This window comes from Mesorhizobium sp. B3-2-1, assembly GCF_006439515.1.
GTDB lineage: Bacteria > Pseudomonadota > Alphaproteobacteria > Rhizobiales > Rhizobiaceae > Mesorhizobium.
Window position 1 is genome coordinate 229,194 of record NZ_VFTI01000006.1, and the last position, 20,157, is coordinate 249,350.

Consider the following 20,157-nt stretch of genomic DNA (forward strand, 5'->3'; position numbering starts at 1 on the left):
GTCAGCCGATCTGGCTGCGCAGCGCGCGTGATTTCAACAGACGCTGGATGTCGGCCGCCTTCGACGGCACGCCGATCAGATAGCCTTGCGCCTCGACACAACCATGGGCGCGCAGCATGTCGAGTTGCCTCCCGGTTTCGACGCCCTCGGCCGTGACGACGATGCCAAGCTCGGTGCCGAGACCGATGATGGTGCGAACGATCGCCGCCGTGTCGCGATTGCCCATGTCGTGAATGAATGATCGGTCGATCTTGATCTTGTCGACCGGAAAACGCCTGAGGTAGCCCAGCGAGGAATAGCCGGTGCCGAAATCGTCCAGCGCGATGCGGATACCGAGCTCACGCAGCTGGCGCAGCGTTTTCAGCACGGCTTTGCTCTCGTCCATCAGCACGGTTTCGGTGATTTCCAGTTCGAGCTGTCCGGCCGGCACGCCGGAAAAGGCCAGAGCCGAGATGACGATGCGGGCAAACCCGCTGCTTTTGAGCTGCACCGCCGAGACATTGACCGCAATGCGCAAACCCGGCGGCCAGCCAGCCGCCACCGCGCAGGCTTTCCTCAGCGCCCACTCGCCAAGTGGCACGATCAGTCCGGTCTCTTCGGCGACCGGGATGAATTGATCCGGCTCCACCCCGCCGCGCGCTGGTGAATGCCAGCGCATCAAGGCTTCCGCGCCGATGATCTCGCCGGAGGCGATGTTCATGATGGGCTGGAAATCGAGATCGAATTCCTGGCGCAACAGCGCCGCCTCCAGGTCTACTTCAAGCGCCCGGCGGGCCTGAACCACGGCGTCCATTCCAGGTTCGAAGAAGCGATAGAGGTTTCGCCCATCGTTCTTTGCCCGATAGAGCGCCGTATCGGCGTTCTTCAGCAGCGTGTCGGCGTCGCGGCCATCGGCGGGGAAAACGGCGATGCCCAGGCTGACGCCGACATGCATGTCCCGGCCCTTGTCGCGAAACGGTTTTGCGATTGCCTCGACGATGCGTTTCGCCAGTTTCTCGGCATCGGCAATGCCCACCGAGTTGGATTGGATGACGACGAACTCATCACCGCCGAAGCGGGCGACCATATCTGCATCATTGCGCAGGCAACGCTGCAGTCTTTCGGCCACACTCTTCAACAGCCAGTCACCGGCGGGATGCCCCCAGGTGTCGTTGACCGCCTTGAAACGGTCAAGGTCGAGCGAGAAGATCGCGAGCGGCGTAGCGGCTGCATCCTCCAGCGCAAAATCGAGCCGCTCGCGAAACATCGATCGGTTGGGCAGTCCGGTCAGCATGTCGTGATGCGCAAGATGGGTCATGCGCTCTTCGGCCAGACGGCGTTCCGTGACGTCGTCGAACGTCGCCACCCAACCGCCGCCACTCATCGGCTGGCGCACCACCAGAAACGTCCTGCCGTCGGCAAGATGGCGATACGTCGAATGCATTTTTCCCGCCCGACGGCAGGCTTCGGTCTTGGCGACTTCGCTGTCGACGTCGATCTTCGTGTAGATGCCGAGTTCCAGCAGTCGCTCGAGCGCGTCGCGATGCGTCGTTCCAAGCGGGAAGTCGGCCGCCGTGACGTTGTACAATTCCAGAAAGCGCCCGTTGCGCACGATCATCTTGCCGTCGGCGTCGTACATCAGCAGGCCTTGCGACATGTTGGCGAGCGCTGCGTCGAAACGGCGATGCTGCTCCTTGAGGTCCTGCTCGGCGCGCCGCTGTTCGGTGATGTCCTCGTAGATCGAGACCCAGCCGCCCGAAGCCAGCGGCCGGTGCGAGATAAGGATGATACGGCCGTCCGACAGGATTTCTTCGTAGGTCGAAGGCTTCGCCTGGTCGATATAGGGCTTGCGGATCGCATAGAGCTCGTCGGCGCTTTGCGAGGCGACGCCGAGCTCGACGCTGTGCCGCAGGATGTCGATGAAGCGGATGCCTGGCAGCACCACCTTGGCGTCGAGGTGGAAGATGTCGATGTAGTTGCTGTTGCAGATGATCATGCGTTCATCGGCGTCGAACATGCACAGGCCATGCGACATGTTTTCGACAGCGGCTGAAAAGCGTTCGTTCTGCTCGCGCAGCTCATCTTGCACGCGGCGCGACCCCTCCACGTCTCCGGCCACCCGTTCCGGAACGATCGAACCATCCTTGACGACGGGCATGAGGCGCCCCTGCGGTGCTTGATCGAACACCACACTGTTGACGCTTTCGGTTAATTTAGCGTTTTCTGGCCTAGCGCGGATGTCGCAACTTGATGTCTTGATGTCTCGATCGCCGAAAACCGCTTCAGGAACGCAGTCTGTGCCCAGGTAACCGAGCGTGGCGCGAAGTCGAAGCGCTCAGCGGAAAAACCGCGCGGGCGGCCGAAGAACTCGGTCGCCTCGGCGGTCGAAAACCCGGCGAGCAGTGTTGCCTCGAAATAGGCGGCGATCTGGTCGGCGCGTTTGATCTCCTTGCGCAGTAAGGCGGCCGGTTCGGGAGGCAGCGAGAAACGCAGATGGATGGCGCGTTGCAGGCGCAATTCGCAGTCCTTGTAGCTGCCGCCCATCACCGACTTGAATGGCGAGATCATGTCGCCGATGACATATTCGGGCGCATCGTGCAGCAGCGCCGCCAATTGGTCGTCGGCCGAAGCCTGCGGCACCAGTTCGTTGAACAGCGCCTCGACCAGCAGTGAATGCTGGGCCACCGAAAAAGCGTGCTCACCGCTGGTCTGGCCGTTCCAGCGCGCGACGCGGGCGAGCCCATGTGCGATGTCCGAAATCTCGATGTCGAGCGGCGAGGGATCGAGCAGGTCGAGCCGGCGGCCGGACAGCATGCGCTGCCAGGCGCGTGGCGGCGCACCGGCGCGGTCCGCCGCCATCAGGCTTCCTCCGCGCCGGCGGTTTCCTGCGGGAAACTGAATTTGGCCCAGGCGGGGATGGTGAGCGTTACTGGCACATCGCCCGCCAGGATCGGTTGGCCGACGTCCAACGCCGTCTTGACCCTGTCGATGCGGGCAATGGCAAGCCCTGAGGTGCCGGCACTCGAGCCGAGCGTGCCGACCGACCGCCCCTCGACAGTCAGTTCGGTGCCGACGGCGGGCAGGGGAAGCCTGGCCTCGACAATCAGCACGCGCCGCCGGGCCGTGCCCCGATGGTGCATGCGCGACACGACCTCCTGGCCGACATAGCAGCCCTTCTTGAAGCCGACACCGCCCATCTCGTCGAGCAGCACGTCATGCGGAAACGCATCGCCGAGTGCATAATCGGTACCGCTCTCGGCAATGCCGCGGGCGATGCGGAAGGCCTGCCACGCGGCGATGTCGCCGGTATCCCCGGTACCGGCATAGACGCGTGTGACGGCTTCGTCGCCAAAGCGCCTGTCGGCGACCGCGGTTGAATCACTTTCTGAAGCGATTGATTCCTTTCCCCACGCGACAGTGACGAGCGTTTGTTCCGACTTGGCAATCTCGACCTTGGCGCGAAGCTTGTAGAGCATCAGCCGGCGAATGAAATCATCTAAAACGTCGGCACGGCATTCGATGCTGAAGGCGTTTTCTCCTGCCCGTGAGATCAGGAAGTCGAACAGGATCTTGCCTTGCGGCGTCAACAGCGCGCCCGGCTTTGCCTCACCATTGCCAAGCGTATCGAGATCGGTGGTCAGGATGTTTTGCAGAAAGTGTTCGGCATCCGGGCCGGAGACGGAGATCAGCGCGCGGTCTTTCAGCGGGGCAAAGGACATGGGGCGGATAAAAGCCTGATCTTGCAAAACGGTTGGCCATTACGTAAGCCGCTGACACTCCCCCCGCAAGAGAGCATCACCATGACCTACGACCTCATCCTGACAGGCGGCACAGTGGTCAATCATGACGGCGAGGGGCTGCGCGATATCGGCGTGAAGGGCGGGCGCATCGCCTTGATCGGCGATCTACGCCAGGCCTCGGCTGGCGAGACGATCGACTGCCGGGGCCTGCATATCCTGCCCGGTGTCGTCGACAGCCAGGTGCATTTCCGCGAGCCGGGACTGGAGCACAAGGAAGATCTGGAAACGGGATCGCGGGCTGCCGTGCTCGGCGGTGTCACCGCCGTCTTCGAGATGCCCAACACCAACCCGCTAACCACCAGCGAGGCAGCGCTTGCCGACAAGGTCCGGCGCGGCAGCGGCCGCATGCATTGCGATTTCGCTTTCTGGGTTGGCGGCACCCGCGACAACGCCAGGGACGTCGGCGACCTCGAGCGCTTACCGGGGGCTGCGGGAATAAAGGTCTTCATGGGATCGTCCACCGGCGACCTGCTGGTCGAGGACGATGAAGGTGTCGCCTCGATCCTGCGAAACACGCGCCGCCGCGCCGCTTTTCATTCGGAGGACGAGTTCCGGCTGCGCGAGCGCCTGGGCGAGCGCATCGAGGGCGACCCGTCATCGCATCCGGTCTGGCGTGACGAGATCGCCGCCTTGCGCTGCACCGAACGGCTGGTCCGCATCGCGCGCGACGTTCGCGCCCGCATCCATGTCCTGCACATCTCGACCGCCGAGGAGATCCTGTTCCTCGAGCATCATAAGGACGTCGCGACTTGCGAGGCTACGCCGCACCATCTGACGCTGAGCGCCGACGACTATGCGCGGCTCGGTACGCTGATCCAGATGAACCCGCCGGTGCGGGACAAGCGCCATCGCGACGGCGTCTGGCACGGCATTGCGCAGGGCGTTGTCGACGTGCTCGGCTCCGACCACGCACCGCACACATTGGCCGAGAAGGCAAAGTCCTATCCGGCTTCGCCCTCGGGCATGACCGGCGTGCAGACGCTGGTGCCGATCATGCTCGACCACGTCAATGCCGGCCGGCTGACCCTGCAGCGTTTCGTCGATCTCTCCAGCCATGGCCCGCAGCGCATCTTCGGCATGGCGAGGAAAGGCCGCATCGCCGCCGGGTATGATGCCGACTTCACCATTGTCGACATGAAGCGGCGCGAAACCATCACCAACGCGCAGGCCGGCTCGAAAGCCGGCTGGACCCCTTATGACGGCAAGCAGGTGACCGGGTGGCCGATCGGCGCCGTCATTCGCGGCACGCGCGTCATGTGGGAGGGCGAGATCGCTACACCTAGCCAGGGCAGGGCGGTGAAGTTCTCCGAGGCGCTGCCCGGTTAGACGGCCATTGCCGACGCGTCACGTCTTTGATTTTTAAGCGCTCTGCACTATGTTCAGAGCACCATGAAGGCACAACTCGAGCCTATGATTGACCCCGCCGAGTTTCCAGAGCTGCAAGCGCTCTTGTGGAATCGCGATGTCGCACGACTGATCCCGGCCAACGAAGCATTTGCGTTGTACGAGCGCAATTGGCGCTTTGTCGATCAAACACGGCTTACGGCGCGCGAAAAGCTGCTTATCCAGAATCTTGCCAGCGAATTCGGTCACGGCATCCTTCTGACCACCGGCTAAATCTCTTCCTATCTTCGTGTCGCATCTGCAACATCAACCGGACACAGTGCGAGCGAAAGTCATGAAGAAATTCAGGAAGCCCGAGCACATGATTATCTCGGAAGCCCTCGCGCTTATGGACCGTGACTTCCTGACGGCAACCCAATGCTGGTTCGGTGGCGGGACGGCGATTGTGTTGAAATTGGGCGAGTATCGGCGGTCGTTGGATGTCGATTTTCTGTGCGCGGATGCCGACGGCTATCGCCAATTGCGAACGTCGGCGGTCGAACGCGGGGTAAGGGCATTCTTTCCCGAACCAGTCGAAGCTGTTCGAGATTTTCGGATTGATCAGTATGGCCTGAGGACCGTGTTGCGGTTGAAGGGACAATTGATCAAGTTTGAAATCGTTCGTGAAGCCCGCATCCCATTGCAAGGTCGTTTCGATGACGATCTAAACGTTCCTTCTTTGATCCCCTCGGACATGTTCGCCGAGAAGTTATTGGCGAATGCCGACCGATGCCAAGACCGTGCTGTCGGCTATCGCGATGCTATTGACCTTGGAATGTTGGTCAGCGCCTATCAGGAGATCCCGAGCGACGCCGTAGCGAAGGCCCAGGGTGCATATGGACAGGATGTCCGGCACAAGGTTGCGTGGGTGGTCAACAAGCTTCGGGATACGGTAGAGCTGAGTTACGCAGCCGAGATACTGCAGATGGAGGCTGACAAGGCTAGCGGTGCCATTTCGGTTCTTCGAAACGAGAGCATTCGCATTTGGCCGGATGCTGGCATCGGTGCAGAATCCGCCAGCCCGCTCAAATAGCAACATTGTCTACGATGCTGCTCGCATCCTGCCGCAAGCAGGCTGCACCTTCAATCGCCGGCGACGAAGAAGGTCCATTGCCCGGCAGGCGTGATGCCGACGCGGTAGAAGATGTAGGCGCCGAACTGCTTCATGTCATCGAAATCGCCGGCGGTGACGATCTTGAACAGCTCGACCCGCTGCTTGGCGTCGAGCTTGTCGAGCGGCAGCGCGAAGAAATACGGCCAGACATAGAGTTCCTGTGGCGTGCCCGCATCGACATGGACGTAGCCGGCGCTGAGCACCTCCTCCAGAATGGCCAGGATCTCCTGGCCGTCAGGGTCGCCCGACAGCCCCTTGAGAAAGGCGATGGCGTCGCCATCGATGTCGGCCAACGACAACTGGGTCATGCTGTCGCCCTTGCCGATCAAGGGCCTGAGCTTCTCGATGTCGCCGCTCTTGCAGCCTTCGATGATCAGGTCATGCATGCGCCGCACGGGCTCGGGTAGCTTGCCGAGGTCGTAGACGACTTCCGGCAGGGGCGCCTCGGGATCGACACGCGGCCTTTTGCTGCCGCCATCCGATGGGCTGTCCGGCTCCGCGGCGTCCGGGGCGGCCGGCTGGCTGCTCGAAGGCGCCGTTCCCACCGGGGCAGGCATGGGAACCGTGCTTCCGGGCGTCGAACTATCGCCATCCGTTGCCGGTGTGACCGGGGAGGGGAGTTCTTCGTTTTTGATCTCGCTCAGCGCATGGGCAGGGCTGCTGGCCAGGCACGTCACCAAGGCAATCGCACCACAGCAAGCGGCGAGGCGGATGTAGAGGACGAGGCCCTTCGACCTGCCCGACATCGGAAAATTCACTGCCCGTATCTCCCTGCTCCGGGCATGGTGCCCGGTCGGCATCCAATCGTCAAAGAACCTGATATTGGTTCAGTGCCGCAGCCGATCGGGTTCGAAGGCGCCACCAATCACCTTTTCACGCATACGGTCCAGCAGGGCAAGGGCCGAGGTCTCGCCATTGGCGCGCAGCATTTCGCCGAATGCCGTTTCGAGCGCCGCCTCGGCAATGATCTCGGGCTCGATGCCGGCCGAAAGGCCTTCCGCCCAGGCTTCGCTGTGGCTCTCAACCGCCGTCAGGCGCTTCTCTTCCCTGACCAGCGCGTCGATATCGTTGGCAGCATGTTCCATAAGCGATGTCCACCCTTTCAAGCGGCAACCCATCAGTGTGGATCAGGCTTGATCTGTTCCATTCATAGGCAACTTCAAGTAAGTATCTGTAAATACGACATTTTTTTGATCGTCTTTTACAGGGGCCAACTGTGTTCGGCGAAGCTGCGTTTCAACCCGGATCAAACTTAGCCGATTAGGCCGGCCTGCGGGGCGAAAACCTTCAGTTTGAGTTAATTCTGCATCCGCGTGGTAACGTTTGATTAATGCTGTTGCAGAAGTGCAACATCAGGATTGCACCAAGATATAGACAGGCACAAGCCGGATATATGGATGATCCCCCGGCTACTGGCCTATATCTCTTGATGGATGCTCAGTTGCCATAGCGCGAAGCGATGTCGCGCGACAGCGTCTCACCTTCCTTCATATAACGGCTGATGGCTTCGGTGGCCGAAGCGGTACACCGGCTGTAGGTGCCGCCGAAGGAGCGGTAGCCGCGATTGAAGCTGGCGATGAAGCGGGCGCGGCGTTCTGGATCGGGATTTTCCGAATCGAGCAGTTTTTCCATCTCGCCCCGCCACCGGTCGCCCTTCTCCCCGCACAAATTGCGCAGGAAATGCAGCGATCCCAGAACCTCCGCCAACCGCATCAGCCCCGGCTCGAACGGCGACTCGGCACTGAACGCGGGCCGTACCGGGACGGCCGCGCTGACGGCAAGGCAAATGGCGAGGAGTATCGACGGACGGTTCATAAGCCCAAAGCCGTTTTGGCCTGCCGAACGGCCCAAGTCGTGGCTGGCGAGACAACATGAGCCTTGTGGCGAAACAATTTGTCGCCTGCAAGGCGATTTTTGAGCGCGGCGTCAGCGTGTTTGAATGTGACCGAGGAGTTCCTCGGCGACCGCCAACACCGAGCCGGCAAGCGGCAACAGGGTAATCTCTTTGAGTGTATAGAAGGCCGCTGTCTCGGCGTCGTCGCTGGCCACGGCCTCGCCACCGGCATAGGCGGCGCCGAAGACCGTGAGGAGATAATCGACCGGGTGGCTGTCGTCCCTGCCGTCGATGTGGATTTCCCGAAGCGGGCGAAAGCCGGTGGCGCGCAAGCCGGTCTCTTCCATCAGTTCACGCCGTGCCGCGTCCTCCAGTGTCTCGTCGCCTTCGACCTTGCCGCCGGGAAAGGCGTAGAGCCCTTGCGAAGGCGGCCTTGCCCGTTTCACGAGGAGCACGCTGTCCCCCCGCACGACGGCGACCGAGACGGCGGGGAGTGTCTTGCGCGCTTCGTTCATGATCAGGCTCATTCGAGGACCGGTCTGTTGTGGATCGCCCGGTAGAAGGAAGCATTACCGGTTGCGCGCCCCCCATTCCATAGCCACTTTCAAAGCCGAACCATTCGAAAGGCTCCATCATGTGCGGACGCTTTGCCTTGACCGCCACGCCGGGCCAGACCGCTGCCTTTCTGGGCCTTGCCGAGTTGGAGGAATTTCCGGCGCGTTACAATATCGCGCCGACGCAGCCTGTGTTGATGGCGATCGCCGGCGCCCCCCGCGCGCCCGGCTCCAACCTGCCGGACCGGCAGCCGATGCTGGTGCGCTGGGGCCTACTTCCCGCCTGGGTCAAGGACACCAGGGAGTTTCCGCTGCTGTTCAACGCGCGCTCCGAAGGTGCGATCGAAAAGGCCTCGTTCAAGGCCGCCATGCGCCACCGCCGCGCGCTGGTGCCAGCATCCGGCTTTTACGAGTGGCGGCAGACCGGAGGCAAGAAGGGGCAGCCCTATTGGATCCGCCCCAGGCATGGCGGGCTGGTCGCCTTTGCCGGCCTGATCGAAACCTATGCCGAGCCGGGCGGATCGGAGATGGACACCGGCGCCATCCTGACCGTCAATGCCAACGCCGATGTCGCCCATATCCATGACCGGATGCCGGTGGTGATCGATATTTCCGACTTTGCCCGCTGGCTGGATTGCCGCACGCGCGAACCGCGCGATGTCGCCGACCTACTGCGGCCGGCACAGCGCGATTTCTTCGAGGCGATTCCTGTCTCCGACCTCGTCAACAAGGTCGCCAACACCGGACCCGAAATTCAGGAGAGGGGCGAGATCGGGCCGGAACCCGAGAAAGTCAGGCGCCAGAAGCCCAGCGCGGACAATAGTCAACTGACGCTGTTCTAGCGAAGCCCGTGGTCTTCATGTCCAGGGCGCCTGTTCGCGCCCTCAGTGCCGGCGATTGCGTCGGCTGGAGCGCCGCTTCAGGCGGCGCGGGGCGATACGATCTTCTGCGCCGGCTTCTTCTTCTTCGCTGTGTGAAGAAGGGCGGCGACAATGGCTGCCGGTCCGATGGCACGATAGTGGTTGGCCAGCGCCGGTTGCTTGGCGCGGTTGGCTTCCTGCTTGCTTCGAGGCATGTTTCTCTTCCCAGATAACGTTTTCGTGTATGCGATCTGGTTGCTGAATCAGACCAAATCGTGACGCTTGGTGATCTAGCCGGCGAATGTTTCATGACTGTGCCGACATGTTTAATAAAATGTTTCATTGGCTGATTCCGTGTGATCGGGCGATACGTTTGCCGGCACTCGCGATGTTTTTCCCGGGATCAGCGACTTGACGGCAACACTGGTCAAGGCGATAAAGCCGCGCATGAAAACGTCTTTCGCCATTTGTGGCATTTGCATTATTGGCTAGCCTCGCGCTGGTCCGGACGTTTTCGCCTCATCTTCCCCAGATTGGACAAACGCCCCGGCCAGCAGGCTGGAGCCTGATTTGCGCCTCGGCGCTGGACCGGCTCCATCCAGACAAGAAGTTCTGAACGGGAAGCATGGAATGTCTGACGCATCACAGGGCCTGCGCCTCTACAACACGCTGACGCGCACGAAAGAGGACTTCGTGCCGATCGATCCGAGAAATGTGCGCATGTATGTCTGCGGCCCCACCGTCTACGACTTCGCCCATATCGGCAACGCCAGGCCGGTGATCGTCTTCGACGTGCTGTTCCGTCTGCTGCGCCATCTCTATGGCGAGACGCACGTCACCTATGTGCGCAACATCACCGATGTCGACGACAAGATCAACGCGCGCGCGCTGCGTGATTTCGGCGGCGAGATATCAGCCGGCACACTGTCGCTCAACGAAGCGATCCGGCGGGTTACCGAAAAAACGGCCGATCAGTTCCACAGGGATGTCGCCACGCTTGGCTGCCTGGAGCCGACGGTCGAGCCGCGCGCGACCGAATTCGTCGAGCCACGCGCCGACGGCAAGGCCGACATGATCACCTTGATTCAAAGCCTGATCGGACGCGGCCATGCCTATGTCGCGGCAGGCGAAGTTCTGTTCGATACGGCGTCGATGCCGGACTATGGGCAATTGTCGAAACGCAATCTCGACGAGCAGCAGGCTGGCGCCCGTATCGCCGTCGACGCGCACAAGAGGAACCCCGGCGATTTCGTGCTGTGGAAACTGTCATCGCCGGAGGAGCCTGGCTGGCAAAGTCCATGGGGCAGGGGCCGGCCCGGCTGGCATATCGAATGCTCGGCCATGTCGGCTGCCTATCTCGGCGAGGTCTTCGACATCCATGGCGGCGGCCTCGATCTGATCTTCCCGCACCATGAGAACGAGATCGCCCAGTCGCGCTGCGCCCACGGCACGTCGGTCATGGCCAATGTGTGGATGCACAATGGCTTCCTGCAGGTCGAGGGCCAGAAGATGTCGAAGAGCCTCGGCAATTTCTATTCGATCCACGAGTTGCTGGAGACTGACACTTTTGGTGGTCGCAAATGGCCCGGCGATGTGCTGCGGCTGGCGATGCTGATGACGCATTATCGCGAGCCGATCGACTTTTCCGTGCGCAAGCTGGAGGAGGCGGAAAACACGCTGCGCAAATGGAAACGCGCGGCGGACCTGGCGCTGGCGGCGGGAAGTCAGTTGCCGGTGGAGGTCGTGGAGGCGCTGTCGGATGATCTCGCGACCTACGCGGCCTTCCAGCAGCTCACCCAGCTTGCCGGCGAGGCGACCGACTTTGATGGCAGCGGCGCTGGCGAGAATGGCGCTGCGGCTTCCTTGAAAACCTCGCTCGCATTCCTCGGTTTCGACGTGGGCGCGGCCAAGGTCGACGAGGCCGCGATTGCTGCAGCCATCGCCAGGCGCTTACAGTTCATCGCCGCCAAGAACTGGGCCGAGGCCGACCGCATCCGCGATGAACTTCTGGCGCAAGGTGTACAGTTGAAGGACGGCAAGGACCCGGTCACCGGCGAGCGCGTGACGACGTGGGAGATCAAGCGGTGAGGATGATGGCGGGAATGGAGAGGTCATCGCGAGGCGCCCCCCTCTGTCCTGCCGGAAATCTCCCCCTCAAGGGGGGAGATTGGATGCCGCTTCAGCTTTCGCCAATCGTCGACGTTGAAGGTTCGGCGCTATCGACGAAGCCGCCGATCTCCCCCCTTGAGGGGGAGATTTCCGGCAGGACAGAGGGGGGCGCCTCGCGATGACCCATCATCTCGTATCTCCCCTTAATCGCGGCAATGCGCGCAAGATGCGCAAGGCAATGACCGATGCCGAACTCAAACTTTGGAATGAGATCAGAGCGCATCGCCTTATGGGCTTGGCTTTCAGGCGCCAGAAGCCGATCGGTGGCTACATCGTCGACTTTGCTTGCCCGACCAAAAAACTGATCGTCGAGATTGACGGCTCCCAACACGCAACGGCCAAAGCCTCGGAAATGGATGCGGCGCGTACCGCGAAGCTTGAAGCGCTGGGCTGGACCATCCTGCGCTTCTGGAACGACGACGTCATTCGCGATATCGACAATGTCTGCCAGCACATCGTCATCTCGGCTGGCCTGACCAATGCCGAAATGTCGCCTGGCGAACCAGCAACGGAGGAGCTCGTTCCATGATCGACCATCTTGGCATCGCCGTTTCCGATCCCGATGCAACAATGTCGAGGCGGTCTGCCATGATCCGGAGTGAAAACCGATGAGCCTCGACAACCGGCCGGTCTACACCGGCGGCTGCCAGTGCGGCGCGGTGCGCTTCCGCGTCGAAGGCGCGCTTGGCGACGCCTCGGTCTGCCACTGCCGCATGTGCCAGAAGGCCAGCGGCAATTTCTACCTGCCGCTGGTCTCGGTGCGCGGCGCCAAGCTCGACTGGACGCGCGGCGAGCCCAAGCGGTTCCGGTCCTCCAATGCCGCCTGGCGCGGCTTCTGCGCCGACTGCGGCACGCCGCTGACCTTCGAGGCGCCGGACGGCATGGCGCTGACGATCGCCGCTTTCGACGATCCGGCTGGTATCGCGCCGACCATCCAATGGGGCACGGAAGCAAAACTGCCCTATGTGGATTCCATTCCACGATTGCCGGGCGAGGACACGATGGCGGATATGGGCTCGGCCCCCTATCTCGCCGAACTCGTCTCCTATCAGCACCCTGACCACGACACCGACCAATGGCCGCCGGAGGAAAGACCATGACCGAGACCGTCCGAACCGGCGGCTGCCAATGCGGCGCCGTGCGCTTCCGCATAAAGGGCGCGCTGGGACGCCCGTCCATCTGCCATTGCCGCATGTGTCAGAAACAGTTCGGCTCCTTCTTTGGCGCGCTGGTGACGGTGCCCAAGGATGGTGTCGAATGGACCCATGAGGAGCCGAGCTATTTCCAGTCGTCGGTCAACATCGATCGCGGCTTCTGCGCCCGGTGCGGCACGCCGTTGACCTACCGCCAGCCCGGCGGGCTCGAGATCGCCATCGGCGCCTTCGACGACCGCTCCGACCTGGCGCCGCGGATCCAGGTCAACTATGCGGCACGGCTACCTTGGGTGGAGACGATCTTCGACCAGCCCGTCCACCAGGATCCCGATTATTACGCACGGCAGGAGCAGATCATCTCCTTCCAGCATCCCGATCACGAAACGGCCAACTGGCCGCAACAGGGCCTGAAACTATGAGCTTGCGCACCCTCTACCCGGAAATCGAACCGTTCGACTCGGGCATGCTTGATGTCGGTGACGGCCATAGGGTCTATTGGGAGCGGTCCGGCACCAAGGGCGCCAAGCCGGCCGTGTTCCTGCATGGCGGGCCGGGCGGCACCATCTCGCCAAAACACCGGCGGCTGTTCGACCCAAAGCGTTACGACGTCATCCTGTTCGATCAGCGCGGTTGCGGAAAGTCGACGCCGAACGCCTCGCTGGAGGCCAACACGACCTGGCATCTCGTTGCCGACATCGAACGCCTGCGCGAAATGGCCGGCTTCGATAAATGGCTGGTGTTCGGCGGCTCCTGGGGCTCGACGCTGGCGCTCGCCTATGCCGAGACACACCCTGATCGCGTCAGCGAACTGGTGGTGCGCGGCATCTACACACTGACCCGTGCGGAGCTCGAATGGTACTATCAGTTCGGCGTCTCCGAGATGTTTCCCGACAAATGGGAGCGTTTCCTGGCACCGATTCCCGAGGCCGAGCGCGGCGACATGATGGCCGCCTACCGCAAGCGGCTGGTCGGGTCCGATCGCAAGGCTCAGATAGAGGCCGCCCGCGCCTGGAGCCTGTGGGAAGGCGAGACGATCACCCTGCTGCCGGAGCCTGAAACCAGCGGTCCGTTTGGCGAGGACGACTACGCCGTCGCCTTCGCCCGCATCGAAAACCACTATTTCGTCCATGCCGGCTGGCTGGAGGAGGGGCAGTTGCTGCGCGATGCGGGGAAGCTCAAGGACATCCCCGGCACCATCGTCCACGGCCGCTACGACATGCCGTGCCCGGCGCGCTACGCCTGGGCGCTGCACAAGGCGTGGCCGAAGGCGGACTTTCATCTGATCGAAGGCGCTGGCCACGCCTATTCCGAGCCCGGCATCCTCGACCAACTGATCCGGGCTACGGACAAGTTTGCGGGAAAATGACGATGACCCGTGAGCGCCTGTTCCTCTTCGACACCACGCTCCGCGATGGCCAGCAGACGCCGGGCATCGACTTTTCGGTCGAGGACAAGATCGCGATTGCCAAACTGCTCGACGAGTTCGGCTTCGACTATGTCGAAGGTGGTTATCCCGGCGCCAATCCGACCGATACCGCCTTCTTCCAGCAGAAACGCACGGCACGCGCGAAATTCGTCGCCTTCGGCATGACCAAGCGGGCTGGGGTTTCTGCCTCCAATGATCCGGGGCTGGCGGCACTCGTCCAGTCGAAGTCGGACGCCATCTGCTTCGTCGCCAAGAGCTGGGACTATCATGTCCGTGTGGCGCTCGGCTGCACCAACGAGGAGAACCTCGAGTCTATAAAGGCTTCCGTCGAGGCATCCGTCGCTTCGGGCAAGGAAGCAATGGTCGACTGCGAGCATTTCTTCGACGGCTTCAAGGCCAACCCGGACTATGCGGTGGCCTGCGCCAAGACCGCCTATGATGCGGGCGCGCGCTGGGTTGTGCTTTGCGACACGAATGGCGGCACGCAGCCCTCGGAAGTGCGGGCAGTTGTTGAAAAGGTCATCGCCGCAGGCATTCCGGGCGGGCATCTCGGCATCCACGCCCATGATGACACCGGCCAGGCGGTGGCCAATTCCCTTGCCGCCGTCGAGGCTGGCGTACGCCAGATCCAGGGCACGCTGAACGGCATCGGCGAACGTTGCGGCAACGCCAATCTGATCTCGATCGTGCCGACACTGGCGCTGAAGCCGGCTTTCGCCGACCGCTTCGAGACTGGAATTTCAGCCGAAGTGCTAACCGGCATCTCCAGGCTGTCCCGCGCCTTCGACGAATTGCTGAACCGCGCCCCGGAAGCGCAGGCGCCCTATGTCGGCTCTTCCGCCTTCGCCACCAAGGCCGGCATTCATGCCTCGGCGCTCGCCAAGGAGCCGGCGACCTATGAGCACGTGCCGCCGGAATCGGTCGGCAACCGCCGCCGCGTCATGGTATCCGACCAGGGCGGCAAGGCCAATTTCCTCGCCGAGTTGAAGCGGCGCGGCATCGATGTGCCGAAAGACGACCACCGGCTCGATGCCCTGATATCCGTGGTCAAGGAGCGCGAGGCGTCGGGCTATGCCTATGAGGGCGCCGACGCCTCCTTCGAACTCCTGGCGCGCAAGATGTTGCATGGCTTGCCCGAGTTCTTCCACGTCACCTCGTTCCGCTGCATGATCGAGCGCCGCTTCGATGCCAATGGCCAGTTGAAGACGGTGTCGGAAGCGGTGGTCAAGGTGCTGGTCGAGGGCGAGGAGAAGATGTCGGTGGCCGAGGGCCATGGCCCCGTCAACGCGCTCGACATCGCGCTGCGCAAGGATCTCGGCAGATACCAGAAGGAGATCGCCGATCTCGAACTCGCCGACTTCAAGGTGCGTATCCTCAACGGCGGCACCGAGGCCATCACCCGCGTGCTCATCGAATCGCATGACGGTACCGGCGCCCGCTGGTGGACGGTCGGCGTCTCCGAAAACATCATCGACGCCTCGTTTCAGGCGCTGATGGATTCGATCATCTACAAGCTGATGAAGAATCGCGAGATGGCGGGGCTGGTGGCGGCGGAGTAAGCTTGAACCATCAGCGAAAGTCCATTGATCCATCAGAACTTTGCGATGGTCTTGCCAAGGCTACTGGGCCATAGCGTTGGGCCATGGCCGCTGAAGCAATTATCTCCGATGCAGATTCAAAAGCCCGCCGCGGCTTCTTGCTGGCGCTGGGTGCCTATCTCTTGTGGGGGTTGCTGCCCTTCTACATGAAGGCGGTGGCGCATCTGCCGCTCGCCGAGGTCATTGCACATCGCATCGTCTGGTCGGTGCCGATTGCCGCGGCGGTCCTGATCTGGGCCGGCCGCACAGCGGACTTCAAGGCGGCGATCCGTTCGCCCCGCACCATCGCCATGGCGGCGCTGACGGCGGCGCTGATCTCGGTCAACTGGGGCATCTATGTCTGGGCGATCGCCGTCGATCGCACGGTCGAGACCGCGCTAGGCTATTACATCAACCCGCTGGTCAGCGTCGTCGTCGGCGCGCTGCTGCTCGGCGAGCGGCTCGACCGGCTGCAGATCGCGGCGGTGGTGCTTGCGGCGGTCGCCGTCGCGGTGCTGACGATCGAGGGTGGCAAGCTGCCCTGGGTGTCGCTGGCGTTGGCGTTTTCCTTCGCCGCCTACGGCTTCTTCCGCAAGACGCTGCCGATTGGTCCCAGCCAGGGTTTCCTGCTCGAAGTGCTTTTGCTGTCGGTGCCGGCGCTGGGCTACATCACCTTCCTGATCGCCACCGGACAGGACCATTTCGTCTCCAGCAGTGGCACCGACACCGCGCTGCTCATCGGCTGCGGGCCGGTGACCGCCGTGCCGCTGCTGCTGTTCGCCTTCGGCGCCAAGCTGCTGCGCCTCTCGACCATCGGCATCATGCAGTACATAGCGCCGACCATGGTGTTCCTGATTGCCGTACTGATCTTCGACGAGCCGTTCGGCACCACGCAAGCCATCGCCTTTGCCCTTATCTGGGCGGCGCTTGCGGTCTATTCCTGGTCCATGCTGGCGACGGCGCGCCGGGCTACATCTGTCCGAGCCTCCTGACGAAAAGATAGGTCACGCCCGCGATCAGCAGCGATACGGCGGTGACCACCCAGAAGCCCAATGGGGTGTTGACCAGCGGCAATCCGCCGACATTCATGCCGAACAGGCCCGAGATGATGGTCATCGGCAACAGCACCGCCGTCATCACCGACAGCACGTAAAGCAGCCGGTTCGACTGCGTCGTCAGCTTGGCCATCAGCTCGTCCTGCAGCAGCCGCGTGCGCGCCTGCAACTGCTCGCCATCATAGTGCAGCGTCTGGGCGCGGTGTGACAGCCGCGCCGCCATGTCGTTGATCGAATCCGGCAGGTCGTTGCGGTGCGAATGGTCGAGATGGCGAAACAGATTGGTCAGCGTCGCCATCTGCCGATGGATGACCACCAGGTGCCGGCGGGCATCGACCAGCGCCTGCCGCTCATTGTGCCATGCGTCGCAGACGATACGGTCCTCGATGCCGTCGAGACTGTCGCTGAGTGTCGCGAGTTCCGCCGCCATTCCGTCGAACGACTGGCCGACGACAGCCTCGATCAGCTCGGCCGGAGAGCGGAACTTGCGCGATCCGTTCTCGATCGCCTTGCGGATGTTGTCGACCGATTGCAGCGGTTGCTTGCGGGCGCCGACCAGCATCGTATCGTTGAGGGCGAAGCGGAAATGACCAAGCCCGCCTGCTTCCGCCGAATAGTCGTGGCGCAGGTCCGGCAGATCGCCATAGAGCCAGTCATCCTCGAGGTCGATATGGCAGCCATGGCTGGCGCTCAGGAAAGCTTCGCGCACCTGCGCCGGCAAGGCCTGATCAGCGCCGATCTCGTGGCGGGCGCGCATGTCGGAAAGCTGGTAGCTGCGCCATGTCCAGTGCGCGGCGGCGGCATCCCTGGTGCGCGCGCCCTCGGTGGTAAAGTGGTAGGTGAAGAACAGCCCGTGCTCATCGGGCAGGTAAGGCGACAGGTCGGTGCCTTCGGAGGGGATGGCGATGTTCATGGCGGCTTCGCCGGTCTCTGATGCAGTGGGGGTCGCGGGAGCGGCCAAGCGCGATTTCTAGCATGGCATCCCCGATTTAGTGTGACTGTTTCGTGACGGCACGCCTTCCTAAAGGACGCTGGTGATCCCGCCATCCACCAGCAGTGTCTGTCCGCTCACGAAACTGGCGGCGTCGGACGCCAGGAACACGGCGGCGCCCGCGAGCTCCCGCACCTCGCCCCAGCGCCGCATCGGCGTGCGGCAGGTCAGCCAGGCGGAGAATGTCTCGTCGGCGACCAGCGCAGAGTTGAGTTCGGTCTTGAAATAGCCCGGCGCGATGGCGTTGACGCGCACGCCGTGCTGGCCCCATTCGCCGGCCATCGACTTGGTCAGCATGGTGATGGCGCCCTTGCTCGCCGCGTAAGGCGCGATCGAGGGCCGCGCGAGCACGCTCTGCACCGAGGAGACATTGATGATCGCCCCCCTTTGGCGAGCGATCATACCCTTCACGACGGCCCGGCTCACCTTGAACACGCCGTCCAGGTTGGTGGCCATAAGCGTGTCCCAGTCGGCGTCGCTGAAGGTCTCCAGCGGTGCTCGTCGCTGGACGCCGGCATTGTTGACCAGGATGTCGATCGGTGCGGTGCCGGTTTCCGCCGCCGCGATCGCGCTGTCGACCGACTGCGTGTCGGCCACGTCGATCACCGCTTCAGCGATCGAATGGCCCGCGGCGCGCAGCCTGTCTGCGGCCGCTTTCAGATCGTCGGCCTTGCGGCCGCCGATCGTGACGCGCGCGCCGGCGCTCGCAAGCGCCTCCGCGAAGGCCAGACCCAGGCCGCGGCTGGCGCCGGTGATGAAGGCATGCTTGCCCTCGAGGCCGAACAGGCGGCCGAGATAGTAAGTCGAATGCAATTTGCACCTTCATCGATTGCGATTTGTCGCTCGCCAGCCTGAAGGCTCGTCTGGCCTCGGCAAAGCGGCAGCATCAGCGTGCCGCGTGGCTTGATGACATGCAAGGCGCTTTTGTCGCGGCCGTCAGTCTCAGCGCTTCGGTCCAAAGCCGGGATAGGGGTTGAGCGGCACGACCGCGGCAATGTCCATCATGCCGGCCTTGACCAGCGGCAAGGTGGCGAGGTGGCCGCGCACATCGGCGTCGCTGCCGGCTTCGAACATCATGCCGCTGCCGGGAATGTCGCCGCGGTTCCAGATCTGACGCACGGCGCCTTCGGCATAGAGGGTGCGGCGCTGCTCGGCTTCGCCAGGCAGAAGGGGCGTGAAGTCGGCGTCGGTGAACTTTTCGGTGTTGCGGGTGAGAAGGGCAAGGAACTGCATTTCGGTCTCCTGTCGTGGGGGGGATGACAGGAGGTATCGCGCCGACTGGTAAGACTGTCCAAGACTGATTAGGCTAAAGTTGAGACCTGAGAGGACTTGGGTGTCGAGGAGCTAAAAATGTTCGACCTACGCCAGATCAGATATTTCGTCACTGTCGCCGAAACCGGCAATGTCGGTCGAGCCGCCGAACTGCTGCATATCTCGCAATCGCCGCTCAGCCGGCAGATCATGCAACTGGAGCAACAGCTTGGTGTCCCTCTGTTCGAGCGGGCAAAGCAGCGTGTTCATCTCAATGCCGAGGGTCGCGCCTTCCTGACCGAAGCCCGTGCCTTGCTGTCGAATGCGCGCCGGCTGGAGGAACTTGGCCGCAATCTGGCCAGCGGTGCCACGGGGCGTCTTGCCATCGGCTATGTCGAGGGTGCGGTCCATGCCGGGCTTGTCGCCGGCATGCTGCGTCAGTTCCGCCGTGACCGGCCGGATTTTCATCTGCAGTTGAGAAGCATGCGCTCGGCGGCGCAGATGGAGGGGCTTCGGGAGCGGTCGCTGGATCTCGGTTTGGTGTACGCCCCCGCGGCGGCCGACGATCCTGATATCGCCAGCACGCCGCTACGCCACGAGCCGCTGGTGCTGGCCATTCCCGAAGGCGATCCGCTCGCCGATGTGGCCGATATCCAGCCGCGTCATCTCGATGGCCGCGTCTGGATCACCGTGGTGCGCCAGCCCGACGATACCAATCGTGGCCAGTTCCTAGCAGCCTGCGCAGAGGCTGGCTTTAAGCCCGATATCGCTTACGAGACGGCGGACCCGCTGACCTCGCTCGGGCTTGTCAGCGCCGGCCTTGGTCTTGCCACCGTGCAGGCAAGCCTGCGCACTGCCGCGCCGCCCTCGATCCTGTTCCGCGACATGCCATGGTTCGGGCGCGTGGTTTCCATCCACCTCGCCTGGCGGCGACAGGACCGGCGCGCGGTGATCGCCGACCTGCGGGAGGCTGCCCGGAGGGAGGGAGTAGGGGAGTAGGGGAGTAGGGG

Annotated in this window: 23 protein-coding genes; 12 read left to right on the plus strand and 11 right to left on the minus strand. The window is 62.8% G+C overall.

The genetic code is table 11. The annotated features are described in order from the left end of the window. Window position 1 precedes the first annotated feature (1 nt). From FJW08_RS09090 to FJW08_RS09100, 3 genes are read right to left on the minus strand one after another with little or no spacing between them, the layout of a single operon-like run. On the minus strand, window positions 2–2,137 hold the full coding sequence (locus FJW08_RS09090; protein WP_140810218.1) for an EAL domain-containing protein: 2,136 nt from the start codon (window positions 2,135–2,137) through the stop codon (window positions 2–4). A gap of 50 nt (window positions 2,138–2,187) precedes the next feature. Further along, the gene (locus FJW08_RS09095) at window positions 2,188–2,838 is read right to left on the minus strand and encodes an HD family hydrolase (protein WP_140759286.1); all 651 of its coding nucleotides are present in this window, start codon (window positions 2,836–2,838) and stop codon (window positions 2,188–2,190) included. Then, the gene (locus FJW08_RS09100) at window positions 2,838–3,698 is read right to left on the minus strand and encodes a folate-binding protein YgfZ (protein ID WP_140810219.1); all 861 of its coding nucleotides are present in this window, start codon (window positions 3,696–3,698) and stop codon (window positions 2,838–2,840) included. Before FJW08_RS09100 ends, FJW08_RS09095 begins: the two co-directional genes overlap by 1 nt. Before the next feature lie 75 nt (window positions 3,699–3,773). Here FJW08_RS09100 and FJW08_RS09105 point away from each other — a divergent pair, with 75 nt between their 5' ends. The 3 genes from FJW08_RS09105 to FJW08_RS09115 all read left to right on the plus strand — a co-directional run bounded on the left by FJW08_RS09105 (window position 3,774) and on the right by FJW08_RS09115 (window position 6,195). Then, window positions 3,774–5,105: a dihydroorotase gene (locus FJW08_RS09105; protein WP_181182884.1), complete on the plus strand. Its 1,332-nt coding sequence runs from the start codon at window positions 3,774–3,776 to the stop codon at window positions 5,103–5,105. A gap of 63 nt (window positions 5,106–5,168) precedes the next feature. Next, on the plus strand, window positions 5,169–5,396 hold the full coding sequence (locus FJW08_RS09110; protein ID WP_140759292.1) for a hypothetical protein: 228 nt from the start codon (window positions 5,169–5,171) through the stop codon (window positions 5,394–5,396). A gap of 61 nt (window positions 5,397–5,457) precedes the next feature. After that, window positions 5,458–6,195, plus strand: coding sequence for a nucleotidyl transferase AbiEii/AbiGii toxin family protein (locus tag FJW08_RS09115; protein WP_140810221.1), 738 nt, complete (start codon window positions 5,458–5,460; stop codon window positions 6,193–6,195). 50 nt (window positions 6,196–6,245) lie between these two features. Here FJW08_RS09115 and FJW08_RS09120 read toward each other — a convergent pair whose 3' ends face one another. From FJW08_RS09120 to FJW08_RS09135, 4 genes are all read right to left on the minus strand, one after another. After that, window positions 6,246–7,034 carry a hypothetical protein gene (locus tag FJW08_RS09120; protein ID WP_181182881.1) on the minus strand — a complete coding sequence of 263 codons (789 nt, stop codon included), beginning with the start codon at window positions 7,032–7,034 and terminating at the stop codon, window positions 6,246–6,248. Between the two features lie 69 nt (window positions 7,035–7,103). Beyond that, the gene (locus FJW08_RS09125) at window positions 7,104–7,361 is read right to left on the minus strand and encodes a hypothetical protein (RefSeq protein ID WP_140759296.1); all 258 of its coding nucleotides are present in this window, start codon (window positions 7,359–7,361) and stop codon (window positions 7,104–7,106) included. 352 nt (window positions 7,362–7,713) lie between these two features. Beyond that, complete coding sequence (locus tag FJW08_RS09130; RefSeq protein WP_140759298.1) at window positions 7,714–8,091, minus strand: TIGR02301 family protein; 378 nt, start codon at window positions 8,089–8,091, stop codon at window positions 7,714–7,716. 111 nt (window positions 8,092–8,202) lie between these two features. Further along, the gene (locus FJW08_RS09135; RefSeq protein ID WP_140810222.1) at window positions 8,203–8,625 is read right to left on the minus strand and encodes an NUDIX hydrolase; all 423 of its coding nucleotides are present in this window, start codon (window positions 8,623–8,625) and stop codon (window positions 8,203–8,205) included. A gap of 119 nt (window positions 8,626–8,744) precedes the next feature. Between FJW08_RS09135 and FJW08_RS09140 the strand changes: the two genes are divergently transcribed. Continuing rightward, window positions 8,745–9,506 carry an SOS response-associated peptidase gene (locus FJW08_RS09140; RefSeq protein WP_140810223.1) on the plus strand — a complete coding sequence of 254 codons (762 nt, stop codon included), beginning with the start codon at window positions 8,745–8,747 and terminating at the stop codon, window positions 9,504–9,506. Between the two features lie 77 nt (window positions 9,507–9,583). Here FJW08_RS09140 and FJW08_RS09145 read toward each other — a convergent pair whose 3' ends face one another. Then, complete coding sequence (locus FJW08_RS09145) at window positions 9,584–9,739, minus strand: hypothetical protein (RefSeq protein ID WP_015318552.1); 156 nt, start codon at window positions 9,737–9,739, stop codon at window positions 9,584–9,586. A 415-nt stretch (window positions 9,740–10,154) separates the two neighbouring features. Between FJW08_RS09145 and cysS the strand changes: the two genes are divergently transcribed. From cysS to rarD, 7 genes are all read left to right on the plus strand, one after another. Beyond that, window positions 10,155–11,612 carry a cysteine--tRNA ligase gene (gene cysS / locus FJW08_RS09150; protein ID WP_140810225.1) on the plus strand — a complete coding sequence of 486 codons (1,458 nt, stop codon included), beginning with the start codon at window positions 10,155–10,157 and terminating at the stop codon, window positions 11,610–11,612. A 199-nt stretch (window positions 11,613–11,811) separates the two neighbouring features. Then, the gene (locus FJW08_RS09160; protein WP_140810226.1) at window positions 11,812–12,222 is read left to right on the plus strand and encodes an endonuclease domain-containing protein; all 411 of its coding nucleotides are present in this window, start codon (window positions 11,812–11,814) and stop codon (window positions 12,220–12,222) included. A gap of 79 nt (window positions 12,223–12,301) precedes the next feature. Beyond that, window positions 12,302–12,793 carry a GFA family protein gene (locus FJW08_RS09165; protein ID WP_140810227.1) on the plus strand — a complete coding sequence of 164 codons (492 nt, stop codon included), beginning with the start codon at window positions 12,302–12,304 and terminating at the stop codon, window positions 12,791–12,793. Further along, window positions 12,790–13,266 carry a GFA family protein gene (locus FJW08_RS09170; protein WP_140759309.1) on the plus strand — a complete coding sequence of 159 codons (477 nt, stop codon included), beginning with the start codon at window positions 12,790–12,792 and terminating at the stop codon, window positions 13,264–13,266. The genes FJW08_RS09165 and FJW08_RS09170 overlap by 4 nt, the downstream gene beginning before the upstream one ends. Continuing rightward, window positions 13,263–14,213, plus strand: a complete 951-nt coding sequence (pip, locus tag FJW08_RS09175; RefSeq protein WP_140810228.1) for a prolyl aminopeptidase — start codon at window positions 13,263–13,265, stop codon at window positions 14,211–14,213. The genes FJW08_RS09170 and pip overlap by 4 nt, the downstream gene beginning before the upstream one ends. Beyond that, window positions 14,210–15,832 carry a citramalate synthase gene (gene cimA / locus FJW08_RS09180; RefSeq protein ID WP_181182882.1) on the plus strand — a complete coding sequence of 541 codons (1,623 nt, stop codon included), beginning with the start codon at window positions 14,210–14,212 and terminating at the stop codon, window positions 15,830–15,832. Before pip ends, cimA begins: the two co-directional genes overlap by 4 nt. A gap of 83 nt (window positions 15,833–15,915) precedes the next feature. After that, complete coding sequence (rarD, locus tag FJW08_RS09185) at window positions 15,916–16,842, plus strand: EamA family transporter RarD (protein WP_140810230.1); 927 nt, start codon at window positions 15,916–15,918, stop codon at window positions 16,840–16,842. On the opposite strand, the gene FJW08_RS09190 is transcribed toward rarD, so the two are convergent. The 3 genes from FJW08_RS09190 to FJW08_RS09200 form a co-directional block, all read right to left on the minus strand. Beyond that, the gene (locus tag FJW08_RS09190) at window positions 16,820–17,818 is read right to left on the minus strand and encodes a transporter (protein ID WP_140810232.1); all 999 of its coding nucleotides are present in this window, start codon (window positions 17,816–17,818) and stop codon (window positions 16,820–16,822) included. The genes rarD and FJW08_RS09190 overlap by 23 nt on opposite strands. A gap of 108 nt (window positions 17,819–17,926) precedes the next feature. After that, a complete protein-coding gene (locus FJW08_RS09195; RefSeq protein WP_140810233.1) occupies window positions 17,927–18,709 on the minus strand; it encodes a glucose 1-dehydrogenase in 783 nt (260 codons plus the stop codon). A 129-nt stretch (window positions 18,710–18,838) separates the two neighbouring features. Beyond that, window positions 18,839–19,129 carry a muconolactone Delta-isomerase family protein gene (locus tag FJW08_RS09200; protein ID WP_140759319.1) on the minus strand — a complete coding sequence of 97 codons (291 nt, stop codon included), beginning with the start codon at window positions 19,127–19,129 and terminating at the stop codon, window positions 18,839–18,841. A 117-nt stretch (window positions 19,130–19,246) separates the two neighbouring features. Here FJW08_RS09200 and FJW08_RS09205 point away from each other — a divergent pair, with 117 nt between their 5' ends. Beyond that, complete coding sequence (locus tag FJW08_RS09205; protein WP_140810234.1) at window positions 19,247–20,146, plus strand: LysR substrate-binding domain-containing protein; 900 nt, start codon at window positions 19,247–19,249, stop codon at window positions 20,144–20,146. Window positions 20,147–20,157 lie beyond the last annotated feature (11 nt).

Bases quoted from the DNA above. Each gene is read 5' to 3' on its own strand.
- FJW08_RS09125 (WP_140759296.1), bottom strand. From the start codon at position 7,361: ATGGAACATGCTGCCAACGATATCGACGCGCTGGTCAGGGAAGAGAAG.
- FJW08_RS09165 (WP_140810227.1), top strand. From the start codon at position 12,302: ATGAGCCTCGACAACCGGCCGGTCTACACCGGCGGCTGCCAGTGCGGC.
- cysS (WP_140810225.1), top strand. From the start codon at position 10,155: ATGTCTGACGCATCACAGGGCCTGCGCCTCTACAACACGCTGACGCGC.
- FJW08_RS09170 (WP_140759309.1), top strand. From the start codon at position 12,790: ATGACCGAGACCGTCCGAACCGGCGGCTGCCAATGCGGCGCCGTGCGC.
- FJW08_RS09110 (WP_140759292.1), top strand. From the start codon at position 5,169: ATGAAGGCACAACTCGAGCCTATGATTGACCCCGCCGAGTTTCCAGAG.
- FJW08_RS09135 (WP_140810222.1), bottom strand. From the start codon at position 8,625: ATGAACGAAGCGCGCAAGACACTCCCCGCCGTCTCGGTCGCCGTCGTG.
- FJW08_RS09200 (WP_140759319.1), bottom strand. From the start codon at position 19,129: ATGCAGTTCCTTGCCCTTCTCACCCGCAACACCGAAAAGTTCACCGAC.
- FJW08_RS09100 (WP_140810219.1), bottom strand. From the start codon at position 3,698: ATGTCCTTTGCCCCGCTGAAAGACCGCGCGCTGATCTCCGTCTCCGGC.
- FJW08_RS09145 (WP_015318552.1), bottom strand. From the start codon at position 9,739: ATGCCTCGAAGCAAGCAGGAAGCCAACCGCGCCAAGCAACCGGCGCTG.
- pip (WP_140810228.1), top strand. From the start codon at position 13,263: ATGAGCTTGCGCACCCTCTACCCGGAAATCGAACCGTTCGACTCGGGC.
- FJW08_RS09090 (WP_140810218.1), bottom strand. From the start codon at position 2,137: ATGCCCGTCGTCAAGGATGGTTCGATCGTTCCGGAACGGGTGGCCGGA.
- FJW08_RS09140 (WP_140810223.1), top strand. From the start codon at position 8,745: ATGTGCGGACGCTTTGCCTTGACCGCCACGCCGGGCCAGACCGCTGCC.
- FJW08_RS09115 (WP_140810221.1), top strand. From the start codon at position 5,458: ATGAAGAAATTCAGGAAGCCCGAGCACATGATTATCTCGGAAGCCCTC.
- FJW08_RS09190 (WP_140810232.1), bottom strand. From the start codon at position 17,818: ATGAACATCGCCATCCCCTCCGAAGGCACCGACCTGTCGCCTTACCTG.
- FJW08_RS09130 (WP_140759298.1), bottom strand. From the start codon at position 8,091: ATGAACCGTCCGTCGATACTCCTCGCCATTTGCCTTGCCGTCAGCGCG.
- FJW08_RS09205 (WP_140810234.1), top strand. From the start codon at position 19,247: ATGTTCGACCTACGCCAGATCAGATATTTCGTCACTGTCGCCGAAACC.
- FJW08_RS09095 (WP_140759286.1), bottom strand. From the start codon at position 2,838: ATGGCGGCGGACCGCGCCGGTGCGCCGCCACGCGCCTGGCAGCGCATG.
- rarD (WP_140810230.1), top strand. From the start codon at position 15,916: ATGGCCGCTGAAGCAATTATCTCCGATGCAGATTCAAAAGCCCGCCGC.
- cimA (WP_181182882.1), top strand. From the start codon at position 14,210: ATGACGATGACCCGTGAGCGCCTGTTCCTCTTCGACACCACGCTCCGC.
- FJW08_RS09160 (WP_140810226.1), top strand. From the start codon at position 11,812: ATGACCCATCATCTCGTATCTCCCCTTAATCGCGGCAATGCGCGCAAG.